Here is a 24,542-nt window from a genome sequence, read left to right as displayed (position 1 = left end):
GTCGCACGTCATGAGTGCACGGCGATGGGGGAGGGGCGTCACGTGCCGAGGCCTGAGCGCGTCGTGGCCATGCTCACACTGGCGCTCCTGAACGTTTTCCTCGTCGCCGCCGCGCTCGCAGTGGTCAAGCTCACACCAGACCGTTCCCTGGCGGTACGCCCGCCAACCGTCGCGGACCGGGCGCTCGTGACCGCGGCGGCACCGGCGCTGGGCCCCACGGCCGCGACCGCACCGCTGCCGGCATCGGGCGACCTCACGTCGCGGCTGGACAACCTGATGCACGCGGCCGGGATGGGCTCGAACCTGACCGGCACCGTGATCGACGTGGCCACCGGCCGAGCGCTGTACGCCAGCAACGCCGACAAGCCCGCCGTTCCCGCCTCGACCACCAAGCTGACCACCTCGACGGCGGTCCTCGCGGCGGTCGGGCCAGACCACCGGCTCACCACCAAGGCCGTGAAGGGCGGCGGCGGCGTCATCCTCGTCGGCGGCGGCGACCCCACCCTGACCCGTACGGCGGCCAAGAACGCCTATCCCCGGCCGGCCTCGCTCGCCGACCTGGCCAAGCAGACCGCCGCCGCGCTGAAGGCGGCCGGCACACGGCGCGCCCGGGTGGACTATGACCTGTCGCTCTTCCAGGGCCCGCAGATGGGGCCCGGCTGGAAGTCCAACTACGTCTCCGAGGGCGACGTCTCCCCCGTGTCCGCGCTCGAGGTGGACGAGGGTCGGGTCGCCCCGACGGCGCACCAGCGCGTCGCGAACGCACCTCACATCGCCGTCGACGCGTTCGTGAAACTGCTGAAGAAGCAGGGGATCTCCGCGACGGTCGGCACGTCCACCACCGCCCCCCAAGGCGCACAGCAACTCGGCGCCGTGCAGTCCCCGCCGGTCTCCGCGCTGGTGGAGGAGCTGCTGACCCGCAGCGACAACGACATCGCCGAGGCGATGGCCCGGCAGGTGGCCCTCGCCCGCCACCGGCCGGCGTCGTTCGCCGGGGGAGCGGCGGCCGTACACGAGACGCTGGCGCGGCTCGGGCTCGGCACCGGCGTGGGCACCGTCGACGGCAGCGGCCTGTCCCCCCACAACCGAATCACCCCGAACGCCCTCGCCAGGATCCTGGTGGCCGGCGCCTCACCCGCCCATCCCGAGCTGGCCTCGGTGATGTCCGGGATGCCGATCGGCGGCTTCTCCGGCACCCTCGCGAACCGCTACCGCACCGGCCCGTCCGCCACCGGAATGGGCCTCGTCCGTGGCAAGACCGGCACGCTCAACGGCGTCAACACCCTCGCCGGAGTGGCCTACGACGCCGACGGTCGGCTCCTCTCGTTCGCCTTCATGGCCAACAACGTCACGGACGCCACCGCCGCGCTGGCCGCGCTCGACCGCTTGGCGGGCAGCCTCACAACGTGCGGTTGCCACTGACCTCCGCGATCGCTCCGGGGGACGACCGGCCGGCGATCGGCCGACCTTCGGGAAAGTCTCCGGAGTCGGGGCGGCCTCACGACTCGTGGCCGACACTGACCTCCACGGTCGCTTTGGGAGGCGACCAGCCGACGTTCGCGAAGGTTCCCGGAGGCGGCGGCAGCCTGACGACGTGTGGCTGCCGCTGACCTCGACGATCGTTCTGGCAGGCGATCGGCCGACCTTGGCGACGCTTTCCGGAATCGGGCGTCCCCGACGGCCGCGTACCCTCCGGGAGTCGTCCGCACCCGTTCACGCGTTGGGCGGGTATGGGTATGCCCCGGACAAGAGCGGGGACGTACGGTAGAGGTGCCCGGCCGGAGAGGTTTGTGATGCCAGCATCCATGATCGACTGGAACGTCGCCGTACAGACGGGGACACGCCTCGTCCGCTCGGGACCCCAGGTGAGCCCCGCAGAGGCCCGCCAGGTCGTCGTCGAGCTCAGAGAGCTGTCGCGGATCGCGCAGGGTCATGTCCGTGAGTTCACCGGGATGGACGGCGGGCTCGACTCGTCACCGGCCAAGGTCGTCGACCGGCCGGGGTGGATCAAGGCGAACGTCGACGGCTTCCGTGTCGTCCTCGAACCCCTGATGGAACAGCTTCAGGAGCGCCGCGGCGGCGGGATGCTCGGCGGTATCGGCGGGCTGGGCGGAGCCGCCGGCGGCGCGGTCGTCCAGGCCGTGGGCTCGCGCGTGACCGGAGCCCAGGTGGGGGCGATCCTCGCGTACATGGCCAGCCGGGTGCTCGGCCAGTACGAGCTGTTCCTGCCGCCGGACCCGACCGGCCGCGCGCCGACGGGGAGGCTGACGCTCGTCGCGCCCAACATCGTCAGCGCCGAGCAGGAGCTCGACGTCGACACCCATGACTTCCGGCTGTGGGTGTGCCTGCACGAGGAGACGCACCGGGCGCAGTTCGCCTCGGTGTCGTGGCTGCGTGCCTACGTCCAGGACCAGATGACGGCGTTCCTGCTGGCCGCCGACCTCGACCCGGGGGCACTGCTCGACCGGCTGCGCGACGTGGGCGAGGCGGTGGCGGACGCGGTGCGCGGCGGCGAGGGCAATCTCATCGACGCCATCCAGACACCGGAGCAGCGCGAGATCCTCGACCGCCTGACCGCCGTGATGACCCTCGCCGAGGGGCACGGCGACTACGTGATGGACGCCGTCGGCCCCGAGGTGGTGCCCAGCGTCGCGGAGATCCGCTCCAGGTTCCAGCACCGCCGCGAGGGCGGGTCCGGGGTGGACCGGGCCATCCGCCGGCTGCTCGGCCTGGACCTGAAGATGAAGCAGTACGCCGAGGGCTCCCGCTTCGTCAGGCAGGTCATCGACCAGGTCGGCATGGACGGGTTCAACCGCGTCTGGACCTCGCCGAACACCCTTCCGACCCACCCCGAGATCAAGGACCCCGCGCTGTGGGTCGGCCGGGTCATCGGCAAACCGGAGCTACCACCCGTCGGCGAGTGAGCGGCGGGCGCGGACGCGGGCCGTCCGTCGGCGAGTGACCGGCGGGCGGGGCGCTGGTGTTCGTGGTGCCGGGGGCGATGCGGTTCATCGTGCCGCCGACCGGCAGCCAGGGGGGCCGTATTCGGCGGGGGCGGCCCCTCCGCCGGTCGCCGCCCTGGAGAATGGAGGGCGTGGGACCTGATCCGGCGGTCGCGGCCGTGCGCCTGGCGGTCCGTCGTACCCTTCGCGAGGTCGAACCGGGCGACTTGGTGCTCGTCGCGTGCAGCGGCGGCGCCGACTCGCTCGCGCTGGCCGGAGCGCTGGCCTTCGAGGCGGCCAGATCCGGCCATCGAGCCGGCGGGATCACCGTCGACCACGGCCTGCAGGAGGGCTCGGCCGAGCGCGCCGCCGACGTCGTACGGACGATGGCGGGGCTCGGTCTCGAGCCGGTCGAGGCCGTCCGCGTCGTCGTCGGGGAGTCCGGCGGCCCCGAGGCGGCCGCCCGCGAGGCGCGGTACGTCGCGCTCGCCGACGCCGCCGCGCGCTACCGTGCCACCGCCGTGCTGCTCGGGCACACGCTGGACGACCAGGCCGAGACCGTGCTGCTCGGCCTGGCACGCGGCTCGGGCGCGCGGTCCCTCGCCGGGATGGCGACGGCGGCGGGGCGTTACCGCCGTCCGCTGCTCGACCTCGACCGTGACCTGATCCGCCGGGCCTGCCTGGCGATGGGCCTGGCGCCGTGGGACGACCCGCACAACGCCGACCCGGCCTTCGCCCGGGCGCGGATCCGCCGGGACGTGCTGCCCGTGCTGGAGAAAGAGCTCGGACCTGGGATGGCGGCCGCGCTGGCCCGTACGGCGCGGATGCTGCGCGACGACGCCGACGCCCTCGACGCCTGGGCCGAACGGGCACTCCGGGAGGCCGCCACACCGACCGACCCACACGGCGTGAGTGCGTTGCGGGTCGACGTGTTGAGCGGGCTGCCACGTGCGGTGCGGACCCGTGTTCTGCGGCGTGCGGCGATCGCCGCGGGCAGCCCGCCGGGCACTCTGGCGGCCGTTCACGTCGACGCGGTGGACGCCCTCGTCACGGCGTGGCGGGGGCAGTCTCACGTGGACCTACCCGGCCACGTCCGGGCGTGGCGTAGGTATGAAAAGCTGCTCTTCGGGCCGTCCGAAACAAGCCAGGCGTCCCGGACTGATCGGGCGGGCAGGGAGTGACGCGGCCGGTGGCCGCATGATCGCGAAAGGCTCTGCGGTGGACGAAACGGACATGCGAGCAGATCTGGAGAAGGTGCTCATTCCGGAGGAGGAGCTCCAGAGAAAGATTCGGGAGCTCGCCGCCCAGATCGACGCCGACTACGCGGGCCGGGAGATCCTGCTCGTCGGGGTACTGAAGGGCGCCGTCATGGTCATGGCGGACCTGGCCCGCGCGCTGCACGCGCCGATCTCCATGGACTGGATGGCCGTCTCCTCGTACGGCTCAGGCACGCAGTCCTCCGGTGTGGTGCGCATCCTCAAGGACCTGGACGCGGACATCATGGACCGGCACGTCCTGATCGTCGAGGACATCATCGACTCCGGGCTCACCCTCCACTGGCTGATGAGCAACCTCGAGTCGCGCGGCCCGGCCTCCCTGGAGGTGTGCACGCTGCTGCGCAAGCCGGAGGCCGCCAAGATCGAGGTCGACGTGAAGTACGTCGGATTCGACATCCCGAACGAGTTCGTGATCGGTTACGGCCTCGACTACTCCGAGAGGTATCGCAACCTTCCGTTCGTGGGAACACTTGCGCCACACGTCTACGGTGGAAGTGGGGAACAAGAGGGTTAGCTTAGTACGTTGCACGTTGCGAAGTAGGGCACCGGTCGTCGTGCTGCGGTCTTCCGTGAGACCGGTGTACCTTCGGTACCCCGGCTGTAACGCGGGGAGCCACACTCGGGAAGGCCGCCTCGTCGCCTTACGCGGCGAGGTCTTGAAGAAGCTGGTCAGGAGGGACGGGCCCCATCGTGGGGCACCGCATAAATGGATCTGAAGCGCTACTTTCGCGGGCCGTTGCTATGGATTCTGGCCTTCGGGGCGCTGGTGCTCCTCGTCATGTACGGGATCAATCCCGGCGGCTCGTACGAGAAGGCCGACACCTCAAGGGTCATCCAGGCCATCCAGAACAACGAGGTGACCTCCGCCCAGATCATCGACAAGGATCAGCGGATCGAGGTCAAGCTCAAGAACGGCAAGCAGCTGCAGGCCTCGTGGGTCAGCGGCCAGGGCAATGACCTGGCCAAGCTGCTGCAGAGCAAGACCGATGCCGGGCAGCTGAAGAGCTACAACACCTCGGTGCCGAAGCAGAACGTCTTTTTGAGCCTGCTGTTCAGCTTCCTGCCGATCGTGGTCGTCGTGCTGATCTTCTTGTTCATCATGAACCAGATGCAGGGCGGCGGCTCGCGGGTGATGAACTTCGGCAAGTCGCGGGCCAAGCTGGTCACCAAGGACACCCCCAAGACGACCTTCGCGGACGTCGCCGGAGCGGACGAGGCGATCGAGGAGCTGCAGGAGATCAAGGAGTTCCTGCAGAACCCGGCCAAGTTCCAGGCGATCGGGGCGAAGATCCCCAAGGGCGTGCTGCTGTACGGCTCGCCCGGTACCGGTAAGACGCTGCTGGCTCGCGCGGTCGCGGGCGAGGCGGGCGTGCCGTTCTACTCGATCTCCGGTTCGGACTTCGTCGAGATGTTCGTCGGTGTCGGCGCCTCGCGAGTCCGTGACCTGTTCGAGCAGGCCAAGGCGAACGCACCGTCGATCATCTTCGTCGACGAGATCGACGCCGTCGGCCGGCACCGTGGTGCGGGCCTCGGCGGTGGTCACGACGAGCGCGAGCAGACGCTGAACCAGCTGCTCGTCGAGATGGACGGCTTCGACGTCAAGGGCGGCGTCATCCTGATCGCCGCGACGAACCGGCCGGACATCCTCGACCCGGCGCTGCTGCGCCCGGGCCGTTTCGACCGCCAGATCGTCATCGACCGGCCCGATCTCGAGGGCCGGAAGGGCATCCTGCGGGTGCACGGCCGCGGCAAGCCGTTCGCGCCGGACGTCGAGCTGGACACGATCGCGCGCCGTACGCCGGGCTTCACCGGTGCCGACCTCGCGAACGTGATCAATGAGGCGGCGCTGCTGACGGCACGGCAGGACCGCAAGCAGATCGACATGAACACCCTGGAAGAGTCGATCGACCGGGTCATGGCGGGGCCGGAGCGCAAGAGCCGGGTCATGTCCGACCAGGAGAAGAAGACGATCGCCTACCACGAGGGCGGTCACGCGCTCGTGGCGCACGCGCTGCCGAACGCCGACCCCGTGCACAAGATCACGATCTTGTCGCGCGGCCAGGCGCTGGGCTACACGATGACGCTGCCGATGGAGGACAAGTTCCTCGCCAGCCGTTCGGAGATGCTCGACCAGCTCGCCATGCTGCTCGGCGGCCGTACGGCCGAGGAGTTGGTGTTCCACGAGCCGACGACCGGCGCGGCCAACGACATCGAGAAGGCGACCTCGATCGCCCGCAAGATGATCACCGAGTACGGCATGTCCGAGCGCCTCGGCGCCCGGAAGTTCGGCGAGGGCAACGGTGAGCCGTTCCTCGGCCGGGAGATGTCGCACAGCCGTGACTACTCCGAGGAGATCGCCTCGGCGATCGACGACGAGGTCCGCCGCCTGATCGAGTCGGCGCACGACATCGCGTGGGAGGTCCTCGTCCAGTACCGCGACGTGCTGGACAACCTGGTGCTCGAGCTCATGGACAAGGAGACCCTCTCCAAGAACCAGGTGCTGGAGATCTTCGCGCCGATTCAGAAGCGGCCGGCGAACCCGTCGTACAGCGGCTACGGCAAGCGGCTTCCGTCGGACCGTCCGCCGGTGCTGACGCCGAAGGAGCTGGCGCTGCTCGGCCCGAAGGACGTCCAGGACCTCACCCGGGGCAACGGCAGCGGCGCGGCCCGCCCGGCGCTCGGGGAGCCTCAGGACAGCGAGCCCGAAGGCAAGGCGTGAGCGAGGAGCTCGAACTGCACGGACCGCCGATCGACCACGCAAGGGTCGAGAAGGCGGTCCGTGAGATCCTGATCGCGGTCGGGGAGGACCCCGACCGCGACGGGCTGCTCGACACCCCGGCGCGGGTCGCCCGCGCGTACGCCGAGCAGTTCGCCGGGCTGCGGCAGCGGCCCGAGGACGTGCTCACCACGGTGTTCGACGCCGACCACGACGAGATGGTGCTCGTCAAGGACATCGAGGTGTACAGCACCTGCGAGCACCATCTCGTGCCGTTCCACGGCGTCGCGCACGTCGGCTACACGCCGAACGAACGCGGGCAGATCACCGGGCTGTCCAAGCTCGCCCGGCTCGTCGACGTGTTCGCCCGGCGCCCGCAGGTACAGGAGCGGATGACGTCGCAGATCGCCGACGCGCTCATGGAGGTCCTGAGGCCGCGCGGCGTGATCGTCGTCATCGAGGCCGAGCACCTGTGCATGACCATGCGCGGGGTGCGCAAGCCGGGTGCGAAGACGGTGACCTCCGCGGTGCGGGGGGACTTCCGCGACTCGGCCAGCACCCGCGCCGAGGCGATGAGCCTAATTCTCGGTCGCTGACAGCTGTCCGCGCAGTGACGGCTTACTGACCAACCGGGCCGCCCGCGAACTCTTGGCGCTGACCGATCGTCAAACGTCTCTAGGAACCGATGTCGGTGTTGCCGGCACGGCGGGAAACCTCGTCGACGACGCTGTGGGGCCGCTGATGGAGGAGACGAAGCGCGACGCACCGCGTCGCGCCGAGCCGGGCGAACGCACCGGCACGAAGCGCGACGCGCCGCGTCGCGCCGAGCCGGACGAGCACACCGGAACGCTGGACCGCCGCACCCGGCGGCGCTGGGTTCCGGCCACCGCCGGGTGGCTGTCGTTCCTGATCGGCCTGCACGACGTCATCGGCGCCCTGCTGCCGGAGTGGCACCGCCGGATGGTGCGGCTCGACGAGTACGTCCCCGGCTCGCTGAACAACGCGGCCCGTACGGCCACGCTCGTCGCCGGGCTGCTCCTGCTCCTGCTGTCCCACGGCCTGCGCCGCCGCAAGCGCCGGGCGTGGCGCGCGGTCGTCGGCCTGCTCGCCTTCACGATCGTCTCCCACGCCGTGAAGGACTTCGCGCTGTCGGCCATCGTCGCCGCCGTGATCTTCGGGGCGCTGATCTACTTCCGCGACGAGTTCTACGCCACCGGCGATCCGCGGACCCGGTGGCGGGCCCTGTGGGTCGGGTCGTTCCTCGCCGCGGCCAGCGTCGGCCTCGGTCTGCTGTTCATCGCGCTGAACCACCACGGCCTCGTCCGCGACTACACCCTCGCCGAACGCCTGCGGCACGTGATCGGCGGCCTGTTCGGCGCGTCCGGGCCGGTGACGTTCGTCTCCGACCGCCGGAACGACCTGTTCAGCCTGATGCTGGGGAGCCTCGGCCTGTTCACGGCCGGGACGACGGCCTTCCTGTTCCTGCGGCCGGCCGAGCCCGCGCCGTCGCTCTCCACCGCGGACGAGGACCGGATCCGGGACCTGCTCGCCCGCCAGGGCGCCCGCGACTCGCTCGGCTACTTCTCCCTCCGCCGGGACAAGAGCGTCATCTGGTCCCCGACCGGGAAGGCGTGCGTCACCTACCGCGTGGTGTCCGGCGTGATGCTGGCCGGGGGCGACCCGATCGGCGACCCGGAGGCGTGGCCCGGCGCCATCGAGGCGTTCCTGGAGGAGGCGGCCCGGCATGCCTGGGCGCCCGCCGTGATGGGCTGCAGCGAGCTGGGCGCGGAGGTCTGGTGCCGCGACACGGGCCTGTCGGCGCTCGAGCTCGGCGACGAGGCGGTCGTCGACGTCGCGGAGTTCTCCCTCGAGGGCCGGACGATGCGCAACGTTCGCCAGATGGTCAACCGGGTGGCCCGCCAGGGGTACACCGCCGAGGTCCGCCGCGAGAAGGACTTCGCGCCCGACGAGCTCAAGGCGCTGTGGGACCAGGCCGACGCGTGGCGCGGCACCGATACCGAGCGCGGGTTCTCGATGGCGCTCGGTCGCGTGGGCGAGCGCGGCGACGAGGAGTGCGTGATCGCCACCGCCACCACGGACGGCGAGTTGCACGCGATCCTGCACTTCGTCCCCTGGGGCACCGACGGCCTGTCCCTCGACCTGATGCGCCGCGACCGCGCCGCCCAGCCCGGTCTCAACGACTTCCTGATCGTCGAGGCGATCAAGGCGGCCACCGACCTGGGCGTCAAGCGGGTGTCGCTGAACTTCGCCGTCTTCCGCGCGGCGCTGGCCCGCGGCGAGCGGATCGGCGCCGGACCCGTGCTCAAGGCCTGGCGCGGCCTGCTGATCTTCCTGTCGCGCTGGTTCCAGATCGAGTCGCTGTACAAGTTCAACGCGAAGTTCCAGCCGGTGTGGCAGCCGAGGTTCTTCGTCTACCCCAGCCTCAACGACGCACCTCGTATCGCCCTGGCCGCCCTGGAGGCGGAGGCGTTCATCGTCTGGCCACGCCTGCGCATCCCTGGCCTCAAACGCCCTTCCAAGCGCACCTGACCCGGCAGTACGGCCCGCGCGGCGAGCCCATAGGCTGAGCGCATGACCATGAGCGTCGCCGGCCTGCCCGACCCCGGGCGCTGTCTCGTCATGGGCGTCGTCAATGTCACGCCCGACTCGTTCTCCGACGGTGGCACCTGGTTCGACCACGACGCCGCGATCAGGCGGGGCCTCGACCTCGTCGCCGAGGGCGCCGACATCGTCGACGTCGGAGGCGAGTCGACCCGTCCCGGCGCCCAGCGGGTCTCGCTGGGCGAGGAGCTTCGCCGCGTGATCCCGGTGATCGAGGCGCTCTCCGCCGAGGGCGTGCCGGTCAGTGTCGACACGATGCGAGCGGAGGTCGCCGAGGCCGCCATCGCCGCCGGGGCCCGGCTGGTCAACGACGTGAGCGGCGGGCTCGCCGACCCCGCGATGCCCCGGGTGGTGGCCAAGGCCGCCGTCCCGTACGTGGTGATGCACTGGCGCGGGCACAGCCATGACATGGACAAGCGCGCGGTGTACGCCGACGTGGTGCGCGAGGTACGCGACGAGCTGCGGGCCCGCATCGAGGCGGTCATCGACGAGGGCGTCGACCCGTCCCTGGTGATCGTCGATCCCGGCCTCGGCTTCGCCAAGCGGCCCGAGGACAACCACAACTGGACCCTCCTGGCCCACCTCGACGCCCTGCTGGCCCTGGGCCACCCCGTCCTCGTGGCCGCGTCCCGCAAACGGTTCCTGGGCCGGCTGCTCGCGGCCCCGGACGGCACGCCACGCCCGTTCGCCGAGTCCGACGACGCGACCGTGGCGATCACCGCGCTGGCCGCCGCCGCGGGGGCCTGGTGCGTACGCGTGCACGACGTCCGTCCCAACGCCGACGCCGTACGCGTCGCGGCGGCATGGGGAGCCGCCCGGTGACCGAGGTGGACGTACGCGAGGTCGAGGTGGTTCACGCGGAGTTCTACGCCGCCTTCGAGTCGGCCGACCTCGACCGGATGGGGGCGGTCTGGGCCGACGGCTCGTACGCCGACGACGTGGTGTGCGTGCACCCGGGCTGGCCGCTGATCCGGGGTCGCAGCGGGGTCCTCCGTTCCTGGGCGCTGATCATGGCGAACACCCCGTACATCCAGTTCGTGCTCACGGACACCCAGATCCGGATCTCCGGTGACCAGGCCGTCGTCAGCTGCGCGGAGAACATCATCACCGCCGCGGAGGAGACCGAGATCGGCCTCACGTCCGGGGGAAGCGTCGTGACCACCAACGTGTTCGTACGTACGGAGACCGGGTGGCGGCTGTGGCTCCACCATGGCTCGCCCGTGCTGGGCAGGGAAGAAGAAGTGGCCGAGTGAGCGAGACCGATCGGATCGTGCTGCGGGGCCTGCGGGCATGGGGCCGGCACGGCGCGCTGCCCGCCGAGCGGGAGCTCGGCCAAGAATTCATCATCGACGTCGCTCTGGGCCTTGACATCCGCCCCGCCGCGGCCGGAGATGATCTATTGCGTACCGTCGACTACGGCGCACTGGCCGACCGGCTGGTGTCCGTGGTCGAAGGCGAACCCGTCAATCTGATCGAGACGCTGGCCGAGCGCCTGGCGGCCCGCTGTCTCGACGTGGCACAGGTGGAGAGCGTAGAGATCACCGTGCACAAGCCGAACGCCCCCGTGCCGCACCCGTTCAACGACGTGGCCGTGACGATCCACCGGAGCCGCTCATGACGACTACCGAGCAGAAGCGCCGGACCGTGCTGTCGCTGGGCAGCAACCTCGGCGACCGCCTCGACAACCTGCAGGAGGGGATCGACGCGCTGTTCGACGCGCCCGGCCTCGACTTCGTCGCGATCTCCCCGGTCTATGAGACCAAGCCGGTCGGGGGTCCGGAGCAGGACGACTTCCTCAACGTGGTGATCGTGGCCGACAGCAGTGTCGCGCCGCAGTCGCTGCTCGAGCGTGTGCTGAACATCGAGGAGTCGATGGACCGGGTCCGCGAGGTCCGCTGGGGGCCGCGGACGCTCGACATCGACATCGTCACCGTGAACGACGTGACGTCGGACGTCCCGGAGCTGATCCTGCCGCACCCGCGCGCCCACGAGCGGGCGTTCGTGCTGGTCCCGTGGGCGGACGTCGACCCGGAAGCCTCGCTGCCGGGACGCGGCCGGGTCGCGGACCTGCTGCCCTCGGTCGCCGGTCAGGAGCTTCGGCGCCGCGACGACCTAGCCCTGCAGCCGCCCGCGTGAAACCGACACGGATCGCGATTCTGGCCGCCGTACTGGTCGGCGTCGCCGTCGTGGTGTGGGCGCTGGTGCGCTTCTGGTACACCTCGCTGCCGCCACTGCCGTGGACGATGGTGCCGTCGCTGCTGCTGCTCGCCCTGGGCGAGCTGTACACGGCGTTCTTCACCCGTGCCCGGATCCAGCACCGGCCCGGCACCAAGCGGATCGAGCCGCTGGTCGCCGCGCGCCTGGCCGCCCTGGGCAAGGCGAGCTCCCACGCGGCGGCCGTGCTGGTCGGCGGCTTCGCCGGCATTGCCGTCTTCCTGGCCTCGTCGCTGGACAAGCCGACGCCCCGCCGTGACTTCTTCGTCAGCGGCGGGACGGCCCTGGCCGGTATCGCGCTCATCGGCGCGGCGCTGTTCCTGGAGTACGCCTGCCGGGTCCCGAAGGGCCCGGAGGACGAGGACGACCAACGGCACGCCTCGCGTCTCTGAATGTCGGTGCGGGCTGCCATTCTTCGTGCGGCGGTTCAGCGAGACAGGAGGCGTGGATGTCGTCTGTAGAGGAGTTCCGTGGGTTCGCGCTCGCGCTGCCCGAGGCCGAGGAGCGGGAGACCTGGGGCAGGGCGACGTTCCGGGTCCGCGACAAGATCTTCGCGATGCTGTCGGACGACGGCGCGTCGGCGAGCGTGAAGGCCACCAAGGACGAGCAGACGGCCCTGCTCGCCGAGGACCCGGAGATCTTCTCCTTCCCGGCGTACGTCGGGCGGCATGGCTGGATCGGCGTGGACGTGGCGCGGATCGACGGTGAGCACCTCCGCGAGCTCCTCACCGACGCGTGGCGGCTGACCGCACCGAAACGCCTGGTGAAGGCCCACGAGGCGGGTCGTTAGTCCGAGGCCTGCCACTGGCCGGTGATCTCTCGAAGATAAATACTAGCCATGGCTACTGTAGCCATGTACTGTAACTGGCATGGCTAAGGCACCGAAGGGGCCGACGCCGGGCTACCTGGTCTGGCGGCTGGCGAACAAATGGCGCGTCGCGGTGGACCGCGGGCTCGCGCCGCTGGGCCTCACACACGCCCAGTACGTGATGCTGTCGTCGCTGTTCGGGCTGGAGCGCTCCGGGTCGCGGCCCAGCCAGCGCGAGCTGGCCGACCACACCGGCCTGGAGCCGCTGTACGTCTCGAAGCTCGCCCGCTCGCTGGAGGCCGACGGCCTCATCGCGCGCACCCGCGACCTCGCCGACACCCGGACGGTCCGCCTCACGCTCACCGAGAAGGGGCGCGACGTCGTCCGGCCGGCCATCGAGCTGGTCCAGGAGCTGCTCGACCAGCTCCTGGCCCCGCTCGGCGGGCAGGGCGACGCGCGGACCGTGGCTTTCGTCCGCGACCTGACGGCCCTCCTCGACGCCCCCCTCGATCGCTCGCGAAAGGACTCCTGACATGCCAGAGATCAACGTGCTCGACTCGACCATCCACTACGAGGACTCCGGCGAGGGGACGACCTTCGTCTTCCTCCACGGCAACCCGGCCTCGTCCCACGTGTGGCGGAACGTCCTGCCCGGCGTTGGCGCGGGCCGGCTGCTCGCCCCCGACCTCATCGGGATGGGCCGCTCCGGCAAGCCCGACATCTCCTACGACTTCGCCGACCACGCCCGCTACCTCGACGCCTGGTTCGACGCCCTCGGCCTGGAGCGGGTCGTCCTGGTGGGCCACGACTGGGGCGGGGCGCTCGCCTTCGACTGGGCGGCCCGCCACCCCGAGCGGGTCCTCGGGCTGGCGTTCTTCGAGAGCATCGTCAAGCCGATGGCCTGGGAGGACCTGTCGGCGCAGGCGCGCAAGCGCTCCGAGGTCATCCGCACGCCCGGGACGGGCGAGGAGATGGTCCTGGAGCAGAACCTCTTCCTCCGCTCGGCGTTCACCGGCGGCGTGCTCACCCCGGTGGCCGACGAGGAGCTGCAGACCTACCTCGCCCCGTACCCGACCCCGGAGAGCCGCCGCCCGATCCTCGCCTGGGCGCGCCAGATACCGCTCGGCGGCGATCCGGCAGAGCTGGTCGCCCGCATCGAGGCGTACGACGCGTGGCTGGCGAAGAGTCCGGACGTGCCGAAGCTCCTCCTGACCTTCGAGGGCTCGCCCACGCTGCTCATCGGCGAGGAGATGGCCGCCTGGTGCCAGGCCAACATCGCCGCCCTGGAGACCGTCCCCTGCGGCGAGGCCGGTCACCACGCGGCCGAGGACCGCCCAGCGGAGATCGCGACCGCCATCTCCACCTGGACGGACCGCCACGTCCTGCGCTAGGCGACCTCTCCCCGTCACGGCTCCCGCATCGGCGGCATATCGTTTATCGTTATTATCGAACAACGATATGCCCCGGTGAGTGGAGCGAGCATGAGCGGCAAGCCCTGGCAGATGTGGAGCCGGAGTGACAATCGCGCCCTGGAAGCGGTCCTCGGCCTGGCCCTGCTGTTGGTGGGTCTCTCCGGCGTCCTCCTCCCCATCCTGCGGGTGACCGGGCCGCTTCCGCCGGCGCACACCCGCGAGGTCGAGCTCGACGACGTCACGCGGTCGCCCGCCGTCATCGCGTCGGGTGGCGCGTCGCTCCGCGGCACGCGCACCGGTGAGCTGGCCTTCGCACACCCTGACCTCACCGAGCGCCTGCTGCTCGTGCTCCCCGGGGTCACCAGGGCGCTGCTCCTCCTGGTGATCCTGGAGTTGCTCCGCCGGATGGTCCGCAGCCTTCGTGACGGCGACGTCTTCATCGCGCAGAACACCCGGCGGCTGGGCGTCATCGCCGTAGCGGTCCTGGTCCTCGCAACGCTCATCCCGCTGGTGGACACCGTCACCACCACCATCCTGGTGAGCGGCACGCAGCTGAGCTCCAAGGTGCCGATCGCCTACGAGCTCTCGGGTCCCTACGTGCTGCTGGCGCTCCTGCTGGCCGCCGCGGCCGAAGCGTTCCGCCAGGGCGCCCGGCTGCGTGCCGACACCGAAGGGCTGGTCTGATGCCGCCGGAGGAGCCGCATCAGATCAAGGTCCGCCTGGACCGTCTCCTGGCCGAGCGCGACATGACCCTGGCCGAACTCGCCGAGCGCGTCGGCGTGACCGTCGTCAACCTGTCCATCCTCAAGAACGACCGTGCCAAGGCGATCCGCTTCACCACCCTCAGCGCCATCTGCCGCGAACTCGGCTGCCAGCCCGGCGACATCTTGACGTTCGACGGCTCGTAGCCGATCGCCCCGAAGCGAAGGCGCCGGCGGCGGTCAGGTCTCCGCGGCGACCTTGGCGTAGCCGTCCAGGATGCCGGGCCAGCCGCCCGGGGAGCCGACCGCCACCGCGACGTCCTCGCCACCGCCGATGTGCCGTTCGAGATGACGGTGTTCGAGCTCGACCCGGGTGTGTCCGTCCTGTTCGGTGAAGCGGACCTCCACCTCGCTCGCGTGCGCCGGGTCCGGGTCGTACTGCCACTGACCGTCGATGTGCCAGGCCAGGACCACCCGGTGCGGCGGTTCGTAGGCCAGTACGCGACCCCAGTCGCACTCGCCGCCGTCGACGTCGCGTTCGTACCAGCGGCCGCCGGGGCGCGGTTCGAGCACCGCCTCGGCGAGGTCCGTCGCTCCGATCTTGTGGCCGCGCGGCCACCAGGTGTCGAACCGGTCGGTGAACAGGGTGAACGCGCGCTCGATGGACAGGGGCACGGTCACCGTGTGCCGTACCGGGTCGGGGATGTGATCGCTCATCGTTCCTCCGTCTCTGTGTGCTTCTCTGCGGCCCGGTCGTCCTGCGCGGCGATCCGCTTGGCGCAGAAGACGGCGGAGGCGATGGAGAAGATCTGCTGCGTGCCCGGTTTCTTGGTGTACGGGTCGAGGGAGAGTGTCATCCGGCGCCCGTCGTCCGCGCGGAACGCGAAGGTCAGGTAGCCGATCAGCTCGCCGCTGTGACCCCAGACCGTGGACCCGCACGGCAACGTGTACTTCTGCAGGCCCAGCCCGTAGTCGAACCCGGCACCGGTGTCCCTCACCGCACGCATGGCGGCCAGGGAGGCCGCGCGAATCAGCCGTCCGCCGAGCAGGGCGTCGAAGAACCGGTCGAGGTCGCGGGTCGTGGAGATCATCTCGCCGGCCGCCCAGTCCAGCGACGGGTTCATCCGGGTGGCGTCGACGACCCGCCCGTCCGTCAGCGCCTCGTACCCGTGGGCGTACGGATGGGGCAGACCGGACCGGTTCCCGGGAACGCTCGTCTGAGTCAGGTGCAGCGGCCGGAGGATCCGGCGTGTGATCTCCACGCCATACGGCCGACCGGTGAGCTTCTCGATCAGCAGACCCGCGACGACGTAGTTGGTGTTGGAATACCGCCATCCCTCACCCGGCGGGAAGTTCGGCGGCTCGGCGAAGGCGACCTTGAGCAGTTGCCGGGGCGAGTACGAGCGGAACCGGGCGTCGCCGCGCCACCGGTTGGTGGAGTAGCCGGGCTCGCTCATGTAGTCGTGCAGGCCGCTGGTGTGGCCGAGGACCTGGCGGACCGTGATGTGCTCGCCGTTCGGGACGACGCCGGGGAGGTGGCGTTCGACCGGGTCGTCGAGCCGGAGCCGTCCCTCGTCGCACAGCTGCAGCAGCACCGTGGCGACGAAGGTCTTGGTGACGCTGCCGATCCGGAGGTGGCCGTTCGGGTCGGCGGGCCGCCCGGAGGCCAGGTCGGTCACGCCCGACGCGGCCGTCCAGCCGCCGACGCGGTCGGTGACGCGGATCAGCGCCGCCGTCGCCGTTTTGTCGTGCACCAGGCCGTCCAGCATCGCCTTGACCGCGGGCTCGGCCGGCAGGGCGGTGTGCTCTGCCCGTGTCTGGACGCTTCGGCCGGTGGGCGCGGTCACGGCCACCGGTACGGCGACGGCGACCAGCGCACCGGACATCAGCGCGATGAGCTTTCCACGCGATGACTTGATCACGCACAGCACGCTAGGAAGCCGCCGCCGTTGCGGACCATGAGGCGGACCGCCCAGCCGACTGAGGAGATCCGCAGGTTCGGCTATAGTCGGTTTCTGATATCAGGAGGCGACTATGCCACGGAGTGCCGACAACCCACTGGGGCTGGCAGTGATGGGGCTGCTGATGGAACGGCCCATGCACCCGTACGAGATGGCGTCCGTGCTCCGCGAGCGCGGCAAGGACGCCAGCGTCCGGATCAACCGGGGATCGCTGTACGACGTGGTGGCCGCCCTCGAGCGCGAAGGCTGGATCACGCCGCGCGAGCGCGTCCAGGAGGGGAACCGACCGGCCCGGACGGTGTACGCGCTGACCGAGACGGGGCGCGCCGTCTTCGTCGAGCGGCTCGACGAGCAGATCCGCAACCCGCGACGGGAGTTCCCGGTCTTCCTCACCGCCGTGGCGTACCTCGGGGCGCTGGGCCCGGACGGGGCCCGCGCCGCGCTGCGGGAGCGCGCCGACCGGCTCCGGGCCGCCATCGCCGACGACGAACGGGCCCTGGACGACGCGCTGCGGTCGGGCGAGGTGCCGCGCCTGTTCGTCATCGAGGCCGACTACGCGCTGCACATGGCGCGCAGCGAGCTGACCTGGGTCGAGGCCACCGCAGAGCAGATCGCCACCGAAGCCCTGCCGTGGCCCGAGCGCCGCGCCGACGAAGGAGAACGACGATGAGCGACGGCCTGCTCTTCGGGATCTATCCCGGGGGAGCGACGGGCGACGACAGCGGGGGCCTGGCCACCGGCCCGAAGGACGACCCCGAGCGGATCCGGGCGGCCCTCGACCGGCTGCGGCTCGACGGCCGCGCGTTCCTGGTCCGGGGATACATCTCGTTCGTCGACGCCGACGACACTCGCGAGGTGACCCAGAGCCCGGAACGCGTCGAGCAGTACGCCGGGGACGGGCTGGCCCTGGACCTGGTCGCCCAGTATCAGTCCCGCAGCGGGGACGTGGCCGGGTACGCCGGCTTCGTCCGCGACCTGGTCCGCCGTCACGGGCACCGGGCCGCGACGCTGCAGGTCACCGAGGAGCCCAACATGACCGGGAACCCGACGCTCGACGGGTACTACCCGCGCGTGCGGGAGGCCCTCGTCGAAGGGGTGGTCGCCGCCGCCGACGAGGCCAGGCGGCAGGGCCTCGACCATCTCCGGGTCGGGTTCAACACCACCCCGCTGTTCGGGCCGGGCGCCGACTTCATCGCCTCGGTCACGGACCTGGGCGGCGAGGAGTTCGCCGACGCCCTCGGCTACGTGGGCCTGGACTTCTTCCCCGACGTCTTCCAGCCCGTCCCCCTGGACCGCCTGTACGACGCCGTCACCGGCCTGCTCGGAATGCATCGCGCCGAGCGCCTCACGCCCGCCGGCATCGCATCCGAGGTCCCGCTGCACATCACCGAGAACGGCTGGCCCACCGGCCCGGACCGGTCACCCGAGCGGCAGGCCGAGGTCCTGGAGACCACGGTCCGGGCGATCGCCGAGTGCCGGACCGCGGTCGGGGTCGGCGCGTACACGCACTTCACCCTGCGCGACGCCGACAGCGGCGCCCCGGGGATGTTCCACCGCTTCGGCCTCCTGACGGACGACTACGCGCCGAAGCCCGCCTTCGCGGCGTACCAGGAGCTCATCGCGCGGTTCGGCGGGTAGACCCGGTATCACCGACCCGGCAGGCGCGGATGATCAGATCCGTGGTCTCCCGGGCGATCTCCTGAAACTGGGCGTCGGTGAGCTGCTCGGCGCCGCGCAGCGAGCGCACCTGGCCCTCGGCGCCGAGCAGCGTCGCGAACTGGCGTGCGATCCGGACGGGATCGGGCACGCTCAGCTCGCCCTGGCGGTCACGTTCGGCCAGGTAGGCGGCGATCACTTCGGTCACCGCCGTGCCGTCGTCACGCCACGATCGCTGCAGCTCGGGGTGGTGCGGGAGCTCCGCGATCGTCAGCCGGTGCAGCGCCGCGTGATCGGGTGCCGTGATCGCGCGCAGCAGGTGTTCGGCCACGACCTCGAGGACCGCTCGGGGGTCACCGGGTTCGGCGAGGAGTGCCGCCACGTCTTCCAGCGTGACGCCGGTCGCGTCGCGCGCCTCTTCGACGACGGCTTGGAACAGCCGCTGCTTGTTGCCGAAGTGGCCGTACACCGTCTGCTTTCCCACGCCCGCCGCCGCCGCGATCGCGTCGACGCTCGCACGCGCGTAGCCCTCACGCAGGAACACCTCGGTCGCGGCGCGCAGGATCGCCCGGTGCTTGGCCGGCGAACGCCGATCACCTGAGGAGACAGCGGATCGATCCATGGCCCCCATCATACCGGTTGCCTAGACGGAACCGTTCCGTCTAGATTGAAACGGAACTGAACCGTCTAGTCTTATTGGAGGTCCCATGAGTCGCCCTTCGCTCCGAGCCGAGGAGCGCGCGGCATCCCACACCCCGGGGACGGACCGGCTGGATCCCGCCCTGGTCCGGCTCGCGCTCGTCCTCATGCTCGGCGCGGTCGCCGCCGGGCTGGACATGACCATCGTCACCGTCGCGATCGGCACCCTGGGCCGGCACTTCCACGCGTCGGTCGCGACGATCCAGTGGGTCAGCACGGGCTACCTGCTGGCCCTGTCCATGGTCATCCCGCTCACCGGATGGTCGGTCGAACGCTTCGGCGCCCGGCGCATGTGGCTCGTCTCGCTCGCGCTCTTCCTCGGCGGCTCCGTCCTGTGCGGCGCCGCGTGGTCGATCGGCAGCCTGATCGTCTTCCGCGTCCTGCAGGGCGTGGGCGGCGGGATGCTGCTGCCCCTCGTCCGTACGATCCTGGCCCAGGCCGCAGGTCGCGAGCGGATGGGGCGCGCCATGACGTTCGTGGTCGTGCCCGGCAGCGTCGCCCCCGCCCTCGGTCCCGTGCTCGGTGGCCTGCTGGTCGACGTGAACTGGCGCTGGGCGTTCTTCGTCAACGTGCCGATCTGCCTGCTCGCCATCGCGCTGGCCTGGCGGGTGGTGCCGCGCGGCGAACGGCAGAGCGCCGGCCGGCTGGACGCGCTCGGCCTGGCACTGCTGTCCGTCGGACTGGCCGCGGTCGTGTACGGGCTGTCCGAGGCCGGAAACCGGGGCGGCTTCACCAGCGGCCCCGTCGTCGGCGCTCTCGCGGCCGGCGTCACCCTGCTGGCGGCCTACGCCGTCCACGCGCTGCGCACCCGGATCACACCGATCATCGACGTCCGGCTGTTCCGGGTACGGTCCTTCAGCGCCGCGTCGGTGCTGGGATTGCTGCTGGGCGCGTCACTTTTCGGCGCGATGTTCCTCGTCCCCTTGTACTACCAGGACGTCCGCGGAACCGGCGTACTGGAGGCGGGGCTCCTGCTCGCGCCGCGCGCGGTGGGCTCAGCGGTGGCGATGTTCTTCGTCGGCAGGCTGGTCGACCGCACCGGCGCGGAACGCGCCGTCACGCTGGCCGGCATGGCCCTGGCCGTCGCCGGCACCGTCCCGTTCGCGCTGGCCGGCCCGCAGACCAGCAGATGGCTGCTCGGCGTCGCGCTGTTCGTCGCGGGCCTCGGGATCGGGACGGTGCTCCTGACCGCGATGACCGCCACGTACCGTGGCCTGTCCGCCTCGCAGCTGGCCCCGGCCACCAGCGCCAGCAGGATCATGCAGCAGATCGGCGGTTCGTTCGGGACCGTGCTGCTCGCCCTGGTCCTGCAGCATCAGAGCACGATGCACACCGCGTCCGCCGCGTTCCGCCAGACGTTCGTGTGGTCGCTCGCCCTGACCACGCTCGCCCTCATCCCGGCATTCCTGCTTCCCCGAGCCGGCCGCGAAGACTCGGCCTAAGAGCCTGCGTCTGCGGCCGTTGATCTTCTTGCCCGCATCAAAGCCGCGACCGGGCTCGGCGACCGTGCGAGGTCAATGACCGCAGGCCGTACAGGAGTTGAGTGCCTCGACGATGTCGCGCGCCGCGGACCGCATATCCTGCAGGGTGGCCTTGGACGCGAGCGCCTGGGTTCGGGTCCTCTCGTTGGGTCTATCGTCCGTTGTGGCCTTGGGCACCAGATGCTCGACGGTCCGGTCGGGCACGAACGAACATGCCCCCGGCAGGTTGCGGAACCTAACGGGCGGCGGCGCTTCGTTTGACCGGTCGCCACCGCCGCGTGTCGCCAACCAGACACCCCCGGCCAAGGCGACCACCACGACGACGAGCACCATCGACGGCCTCCCCAACGGTCGCATCGGAGGCGTCGAAGCAGGCGGGAACGCCTCGTGCGGATCACCGGGGCCGGCTGACCCGCCGCCATGGCCGTGGGTCACAGCACCTCCTCCAAAGGCCGATCCGAGATGATTCAGCAGGCCGGGCGAAGATGTAAAGCGGCAGATGTCAGCCGACCGGAGCCACGCCGAGAGCCGGTTTAGGAACAGGCTCTAACGAGCAACGATCATCCGGTCAAGGCCATGGGTATCCGGACGGTGGCGAGGTGGGAGGACACTGCCGACTAAGTCGAGAGGTAGGTGGCGGCGCACACTGCGGGCCAGTAGTGCCGTCAGCCGTCGTTGAGTTCCGCGGCACGCTCCTCATCGGTGCGAGACCACTGGTCAGACCACAAGGTGGCCATGCGGTAGGCCGCGCGTTCGTCGGCGATCTGCTCAACGGAGGGCACGTACCAGTCGAGGCGGGTGAGGGTCGTCAGCAGACCTGCCACGTAGGGGCTGATGTCTACGTCCGTGAAGGGGGAAGACACATCGACTTCGGTGTACGCCACTAGTTCGACCTCGGGATTGTCACGGGTGCCCGCTGCCGTCAGGCGGAGGCCGAAACCGAGCCCGCGGCCGAAGTGCGCCGGCCGGTCATCCCATTCGCGTTCCGTGAACGTCAGGTTCAGCGCTTGCCCGATGCGGGCCGCGACCTGACCCATGGCCTCGCCGGTGGCAGCACGCACGTCGGCATGGAGCCGTTGCTGGTCCATTCGAGCCTTCCTCCTTACCGGGTCTTCGGCCGTGACGTGAGAACGGCCGCGCGAGTTGAGGGGGTTGTGACGCGAGCTTCGGCTCGAGCGGCCTTGTCCCATCCTGCCCTGACCGGTATCTCCCCGGAGCATCTTGGTGAGCTTGTCGCCGAACTTGCCCCGGCGTGGCAGTCAGTACAGGAGTCTGCGCTGCGGAAACGCCGGGGTGCTGAGCACATGACGGCCTGCTGATCACCCGAGAGCGGAAAAATCAAACGAACCTGCCCGAAGAGCTATCGCTCCCCAAGCCGTAAGGGGTGCGGTTTTCCACACCCGTCTCGGCGGCCGCCCGCATTACGCCGCGCCGCCGCGCTCCCTAGCGTCACGGACATGATCGAAACGACAACCCCGGCGGGCGGGATCGCCGGGTGGGCCGCCCACATCATGGAGTCTCTCGGCGCACCCGGAGCGGGCCTGGCCAACGCGGTGGACACGGTGTTCCCCTTCGTGCCGAGCGAACTGATCCTGCCGCTCGCCGGGTTCACGGCGGGGCAGGGCCGGATGAGCCTGGCGGCCACGATCTTCTGGGCCACGGTCGGCTCGATCGTCGGCTCGCTGGTCGTGTACGCCGCCGGCGCGCTGCTCGGCCGCGACCGTACGCGCGCGCTCGTCGAGCGGATCCCGCTCGTGAAGGCGCACGAGATCGACCGGGCGGAGGCGTGGTTCGCGCGGCACGGGGCCAAGGCGGTGTTCTTCGCCCGGATGGTCCCCGTGCTGCGGAGCCTGATCTCGGTCCCGGCGGGGATCGAGCGGATGCCGGTGGTGACGTTCACGGTGTTCACGGCGCTGGGCAGCCTGATCTGGAACACCGCCTTCGTCCTGGCCGGATACTGGCTGGGTGACAACTGGGTGCTCGTCGAGAAGTACGGCGGGCTGGTCTCGAAGGCGGTGGTGATCGTGGCGCTGGCCGGCCTCGCGTACGTCATCGTGGCCCGGGTGACGCGGTCCCGGGCCCGGCACCGGGCATGAGCACGGGGTGGGCGAAGGCAGGCACCCAGCTCCTTGGCGGGGCGGCGTGAGCGCGCGGTCAGCGGTGCGGGCGGGCGTCGGGCTCCTTGGCGGGGCGGCGTGAGCGCGCGGTCAGCGGTGCGGGCGGGCGTCGGGCTCCTTGGCGGGGCGGCGTGAGCGCGCGGTCAGCGGTGCGGGCGGGCGTCGGGCTCCTTGGCGGGGCGGCGTGAGCGCGCGGTCAGCGGTGCGGGCGGGCGTCCGGCTCCTCGGCGGGACGGCGCTGGGTGCGGTCACGGCAGTGGCCGACCTCGCCTTCGTCCTCGTCGCCGCGCCCCTGATCCCGCTGCGCTCGCCGCGATTCGTCGCCGCCGGGGCCCGCTGGCTGACCGGGGTGGAGCGCCGCCGCCTCGGGCTGGAGGACGTCGGAGCCTACGGTGACCGGCGGGCGCTCGCGTACCTCGCGGTCCGCTGGCCCGTGGGTCTGCTGGGCGGCGGTGCGCTGTTCCTGCTGGCGTACGGGGCGGTCACCGCGACCGGCGCGGTGGCGGACTGGCTCTCCGGCGGACGGCCCGACGGGATGGCGCCGACCGTACCGATCGTGGCGTACCTCACCGCCGTCGGCGCCATGCTGCTCTTCCTCGACCTCGCCGGGCTGGCGGCGGTCGTCTCACTGGAACGCCGCCTCGGCCGCCGCCTCCTCGGGCCGGACGACCGGGAGCTCATGCGACGCCGGATCGCCGAGCTCGCCGCCAGCCGCGCCGGCATCGTCGAGGCCGTCGACGCCGAACGCCGACGTATCGAGCGTGACCTGCACGACGGCCTCCAGCAGCGCCTCGTCGCCCTGGCCATGCTCCTCGGCCGGGCCCGCCGGAACGGCTCGGACGACCTGTACCGGCAGGCCCACGACGAGGCGCAGCGGGCCGTGGAGGAGCTGCGCGAGGTGGCGTGGCGCGTCTACCCGGCCGCGCTGGACGAGCTGGGCCTGGCCGAGGCCCTCGCCACCGTCGCCGAGCGCTCGCCCGTGCCCGTACGGCTCCGCTGTGACCTGCCCGTACGGCCCGCGCCGCAGGTCGAGACGGCGGCGTATTTCACCGTACGGGAGGCCGTCACGAACGCCGCCAAGCACGCCGCCGCCACCCTGGTCGACGTGTCGGTCACCGCGCCCGACACCATGGTGATCGTGCGGATCACCGATGACGGGACGGGCGGCGCGGACCCGGGCGGGAGCGGGCTCACCGGCCTGGCCCGCCGGATCGCCGCGCTCGACGGGCGGTTCACGGTCACCAGTCCGCCCGGCGGGCCGACCGTCGTCGAGGCGGTGCTGCCGTGCGCGTGATCCTGGCCGAGGACTCCACCCTGCTCCGTGAGGGTCTCGTACGGCTGCTGGCCGAGGAGGGACACGAGGTCGTCGCCGCGACCGCCGACGCGGACGCGCTGCTCGCCGCGGTCGACGCCGACCCACCGGACGTCACCGTCGTCGACGTACGGATGCCGCCGACCCACACGGACGAGGGGCTGCGGGCGGCACTGGAGATCCGGCGGCGCCACCCAGGTGTCGGCGTGCTCGTGCTGTCGCAGTACGTCGAGAAGCGGTACGCGACCGAGCTGCTGTCCTCCGACACCCAGGGCGTCGGCTACCTGCTCAAGGACCGGGTCGCCCAGGTGCAGGAGTTCCTGGACGCGCTGGAGCGGGTGGGCGCGGGCGGCGCGGCGTTCGACCCCGAGGTGGTCCGGCAGCTCCTCGCCCGTACGACGCACGTCGACCCGCTGAGCCACCTCACCGCCCGAGAGCGCGACGTGCTGTCCCACATGGCCCAGGGCCACACGAACGCGTCGATCGCCGCCCAGCTGTACATCTCGCAGAGCGCCGTCGAGAAGCACATCAACGCGATCTTCGACAAGCTCCGCCTGTCCGGCGACGGCGGCTACAGCCGCCGCGTCCTGGCCGTCCTCCGCTACCTCGGCTCTTGACGGAGCG

Annotated in this window: 28 protein-coding genes; 23 read left to right on the top strand and 5 right to left on the bottom strand. The window is 71.0% G+C overall.

What is annotated here, in order from left to right:
- The first annotated feature begins 42 nt into the window (after window positions 1-42).
- The 17 genes from dacB to ACQP2O_RS50180 all read left to right on the top strand — a co-directional run bounded on the left by dacB (window position 43) and on the right by ACQP2O_RS50180 (window position 14,899).
- Entirely contained in the window at window positions 43-1,422 is a 1,380-nt protein-coding gene (gene dacB / locus ACQP2O_RS50260) for a D-alanyl-D-alanine carboxypeptidase/D-alanyl-D-alanine endopeptidase (protein WP_433177071.1), read from the top strand.
- Between the two features lie 383 nt (window positions 1,423-1,805).
- Window positions 1,806-2,924, top strand: a complete 1,119-nt coding sequence (locus ACQP2O_RS50255; protein WP_433191443.1) for a zinc-dependent metalloprotease — start codon at window positions 1,806-1,808, stop codon at window positions 2,922-2,924.
- 161 nt (window positions 2,925-3,085) lie between these two features.
- Window positions 3,086-4,123, top strand: a complete 1,038-nt coding sequence (tilS, locus tag ACQP2O_RS50250; protein WP_433177069.1) for a tRNA lysidine(34) synthetase TilS — start codon at window positions 3,086-3,088, stop codon at window positions 4,121-4,123.
- 52 nt (window positions 4,124-4,175) lie between these two features.
- On the top strand, window positions 4,176-4,733 hold the full coding sequence (hpt, locus tag ACQP2O_RS50245) for a hypoxanthine phosphoribosyltransferase (protein WP_433177067.1): 558 nt from the start codon (window positions 4,176-4,178) through the stop codon (window positions 4,731-4,733).
- 192 nt (window positions 4,734-4,925) lie between these two features.
- The gene (gene ftsH / locus ACQP2O_RS50240; RefSeq protein WP_433177065.1) at window positions 4,926-6,938 is read left to right on the top strand and encodes an ATP-dependent zinc metalloprotease FtsH; all 2,013 of its coding nucleotides are present in this window, start codon (window positions 4,926-4,928) and stop codon (window positions 6,936-6,938) included.
- Window positions 6,935-7,531: a GTP cyclohydrolase I FolE gene (gene folE / locus ACQP2O_RS50235; protein WP_433177063.1), complete on the top strand. Its 597-nt coding sequence runs from the start codon at window positions 6,935-6,937 to the stop codon at window positions 7,529-7,531. The genes ftsH and folE overlap by 4 nt, the downstream gene beginning before the upstream one ends.
- A 145-nt stretch (window positions 7,532-7,676) precedes the next feature.
- Window positions 7,677-9,485, top strand: a complete 1,809-nt coding sequence (locus ACQP2O_RS50230) for a GNAT family N-acetyltransferase (RefSeq protein WP_433177061.1) — start codon at window positions 7,677-7,679, stop codon at window positions 9,483-9,485.
- A 90-nt stretch (window positions 9,486-9,575) separates the two neighbouring features.
- Complete coding sequence (folP, locus tag ACQP2O_RS50225; protein WP_433191440.1) at window positions 9,576-10,379, top strand: dihydropteroate synthase; 804 nt, start codon at window positions 9,576-9,578, stop codon at window positions 10,377-10,379.
- Window positions 10,376-10,810: a nuclear transport factor 2 family protein gene (locus tag ACQP2O_RS50220; protein ID WP_433177060.1), complete on the top strand. Its 435-nt coding sequence runs from the start codon at window positions 10,376-10,378 to the stop codon at window positions 10,808-10,810. The genes folP and ACQP2O_RS50220 overlap by 4 nt, the downstream gene beginning before the upstream one ends.
- Window positions 10,807-11,175: a dihydroneopterin aldolase gene (gene folB / locus ACQP2O_RS50215; protein ID WP_433177058.1), complete on the top strand. Its 369-nt coding sequence runs from the start codon at window positions 10,807-10,809 to the stop codon at window positions 11,173-11,175. Before ACQP2O_RS50220 ends, folB begins: the two co-directional genes overlap by 4 nt.
- Window positions 11,172-11,693 (top strand): 2-amino-4-hydroxy-6-hydroxymethyldihydropteridine diphosphokinase, encoded by a 522-nt coding sequence (folK, locus tag ACQP2O_RS50210; protein ID WP_433177056.1) that lies wholly within the window; start codon window positions 11,172-11,174, stop codon window positions 11,691-11,693. Before folB ends, folK begins: the two co-directional genes overlap by 4 nt.
- Entirely contained in the window at window positions 11,690-12,163 is a 474-nt protein-coding gene (locus ACQP2O_RS50205; protein WP_433177054.1) for a DUF3180 domain-containing protein, read from the top strand. Before folK ends, ACQP2O_RS50205 begins: the two co-directional genes overlap by 4 nt.
- 56 nt (window positions 12,164-12,219) lie before the next feature.
- Window positions 12,220-12,561, top strand: a complete 342-nt coding sequence (locus ACQP2O_RS50200; protein WP_433177052.1) for an MmcQ/YjbR family DNA-binding protein — start codon at window positions 12,220-12,222, stop codon at window positions 12,559-12,561.
- A gap of 79 nt (window positions 12,562-12,640) precedes the next feature.
- Entirely contained in the window at window positions 12,641-13,111 is a 471-nt protein-coding gene (locus tag ACQP2O_RS50195) for a MarR family winged helix-turn-helix transcriptional regulator (RefSeq protein WP_433177050.1), read from the top strand.
- A gap of 1 nt (window position 13,112) precedes the next feature.
- Window positions 13,113-13,970, top strand: coding sequence for a haloalkane dehalogenase (locus ACQP2O_RS50190; protein ID WP_433177048.1), 858 nt, complete (start codon window positions 13,113-13,115; stop codon window positions 13,968-13,970).
- Window positions 13,971-14,060: 90 nt separating this feature from the next.
- A complete protein-coding gene (locus ACQP2O_RS50185) occupies window positions 14,061-14,675 on the top strand; it encodes a DUF2975 domain-containing protein (RefSeq protein WP_433177046.1) in 615 nt (204 codons plus the stop codon).
- Complete coding sequence (locus ACQP2O_RS50180) at window positions 14,675-14,899, top strand: helix-turn-helix domain-containing protein (protein ID WP_433177044.1); 225 nt, start codon at window positions 14,675-14,677, stop codon at window positions 14,897-14,899. Before ACQP2O_RS50185 ends, ACQP2O_RS50180 begins: the two co-directional genes overlap by 1 nt.
- Window positions 14,900-14,932: 33 nt before the next feature.
- On the opposite strand, the gene ACQP2O_RS50175 is transcribed toward ACQP2O_RS50180, so the two are convergent.
- Entirely contained in the window at window positions 14,933-15,409 is a 477-nt protein-coding gene (locus tag ACQP2O_RS50175; protein WP_433177043.1) for an SRPBCC family protein, read from the bottom strand.
- Window positions 15,406-16,614 carry a serine hydrolase domain-containing protein gene (locus ACQP2O_RS50170; protein ID WP_433177041.1) on the bottom strand — a complete coding sequence of 403 codons (1,209 nt, stop codon included), beginning with the start codon at window positions 16,612-16,614 and terminating at the stop codon, window positions 15,406-15,408. Before ACQP2O_RS50170 ends, ACQP2O_RS50175 begins: the two co-directional genes overlap by 4 nt.
- A gap of 112 nt (window positions 16,615-16,726) precedes the next feature.
- Here ACQP2O_RS50170 and ACQP2O_RS50165 point away from each other — a divergent pair, with 112 nt between their 5' ends.
- Window positions 16,727-17,323, top strand: a complete 597-nt coding sequence (locus ACQP2O_RS50165; RefSeq protein WP_433177039.1) for a helix-turn-helix transcriptional regulator — start codon at window positions 16,727-16,729, stop codon at window positions 17,321-17,323.
- Window positions 17,320-18,291 (top strand): hypothetical protein, encoded by a 972-nt coding sequence (locus ACQP2O_RS50160; protein ID WP_433177037.1) that lies wholly within the window; start codon window positions 17,320-17,322, stop codon window positions 18,289-18,291. The genes ACQP2O_RS50165 and ACQP2O_RS50160 overlap by 4 nt, the downstream gene beginning before the upstream one ends.
- On the opposite strand, the gene ACQP2O_RS50155 is transcribed toward ACQP2O_RS50160, so the two are convergent.
- Entirely contained in the window at window positions 18,269-18,931 is a 663-nt protein-coding gene (locus ACQP2O_RS50155) for a TetR/AcrR family transcriptional regulator (RefSeq protein WP_433177035.1), read from the bottom strand. The genes ACQP2O_RS50160 and ACQP2O_RS50155 overlap by 23 nt on opposite strands.
- An 85-nt stretch (window positions 18,932-19,016) precedes the next feature.
- Between ACQP2O_RS50155 and ACQP2O_RS50150 the strand changes: the two genes are divergently transcribed.
- Window positions 19,017-20,450 carry a DHA2 family efflux MFS transporter permease subunit gene (locus tag ACQP2O_RS50150; RefSeq protein ID WP_433177034.1) on the top strand — a complete coding sequence of 478 codons (1,434 nt, stop codon included), beginning with the start codon at window positions 19,017-19,019 and terminating at the stop codon, window positions 20,448-20,450.
- A gap of 72 nt (window positions 20,451-20,522) precedes the next feature.
- Here the strand turns inward: ACQP2O_RS50150 and ACQP2O_RS50145 are convergent, their stop codons facing one another.
- A complete protein-coding gene (locus ACQP2O_RS50145) occupies window positions 20,523-20,822 on the bottom strand; it encodes a hypothetical protein (protein WP_433177032.1) in 300 nt (99 codons plus the stop codon).
- Between the two features lie 332 nt (window positions 20,823-21,154).
- Entirely contained in the window at window positions 21,155-21,577 is a 423-nt protein-coding gene (locus ACQP2O_RS50140) for a hypothetical protein (protein ID WP_433177030.1), read from the bottom strand.
- Between the two features lie 369 nt (window positions 21,578-21,946).
- Here ACQP2O_RS50140 and ACQP2O_RS50135 point away from each other — a divergent pair, with 369 nt between their 5' ends.
- From ACQP2O_RS50135 to ACQP2O_RS50125, 3 genes are all read left to right on the top strand, one after another.
- On the top strand, window positions 21,947-22,585 hold the full coding sequence (locus ACQP2O_RS50135) for a DedA family protein (RefSeq protein ID WP_433177028.1): 639 nt from the start codon (window positions 21,947-21,949) through the stop codon (window positions 22,583-22,585).
- Window positions 22,586-22,790: 205 nt separating this feature from the next.
- Window positions 22,791-23,900, top strand: coding sequence for a sensor histidine kinase (locus ACQP2O_RS50130; protein ID WP_433177025.1), 1,110 nt, complete (start codon window positions 22,791-22,793; stop codon window positions 23,898-23,900).
- Complete coding sequence (locus ACQP2O_RS50125; RefSeq protein WP_433177023.1) at window positions 23,891-24,535, top strand: response regulator transcription factor; 645 nt, start codon at window positions 23,891-23,893, stop codon at window positions 24,533-24,535. The genes ACQP2O_RS50130 and ACQP2O_RS50125 overlap by 10 nt, the downstream gene beginning before the upstream one ends.
- Window positions 24,536-24,542 lie beyond the last annotated feature (7 nt).

It is taken from the genome of Actinoallomurus sp. CA-150999 (genome assembly GCF_050942425.1).
Taxonomy (GTDB): Bacteria; Actinomycetota; Actinomycetes; order Streptosporangiales; family Streptosporangiaceae; genus Actinoallomurus.
The sequence above is the reverse complement of the archived record's forward strand: the minus strand, read 5'-3'. Positions and strand labels throughout refer to the sequence as shown.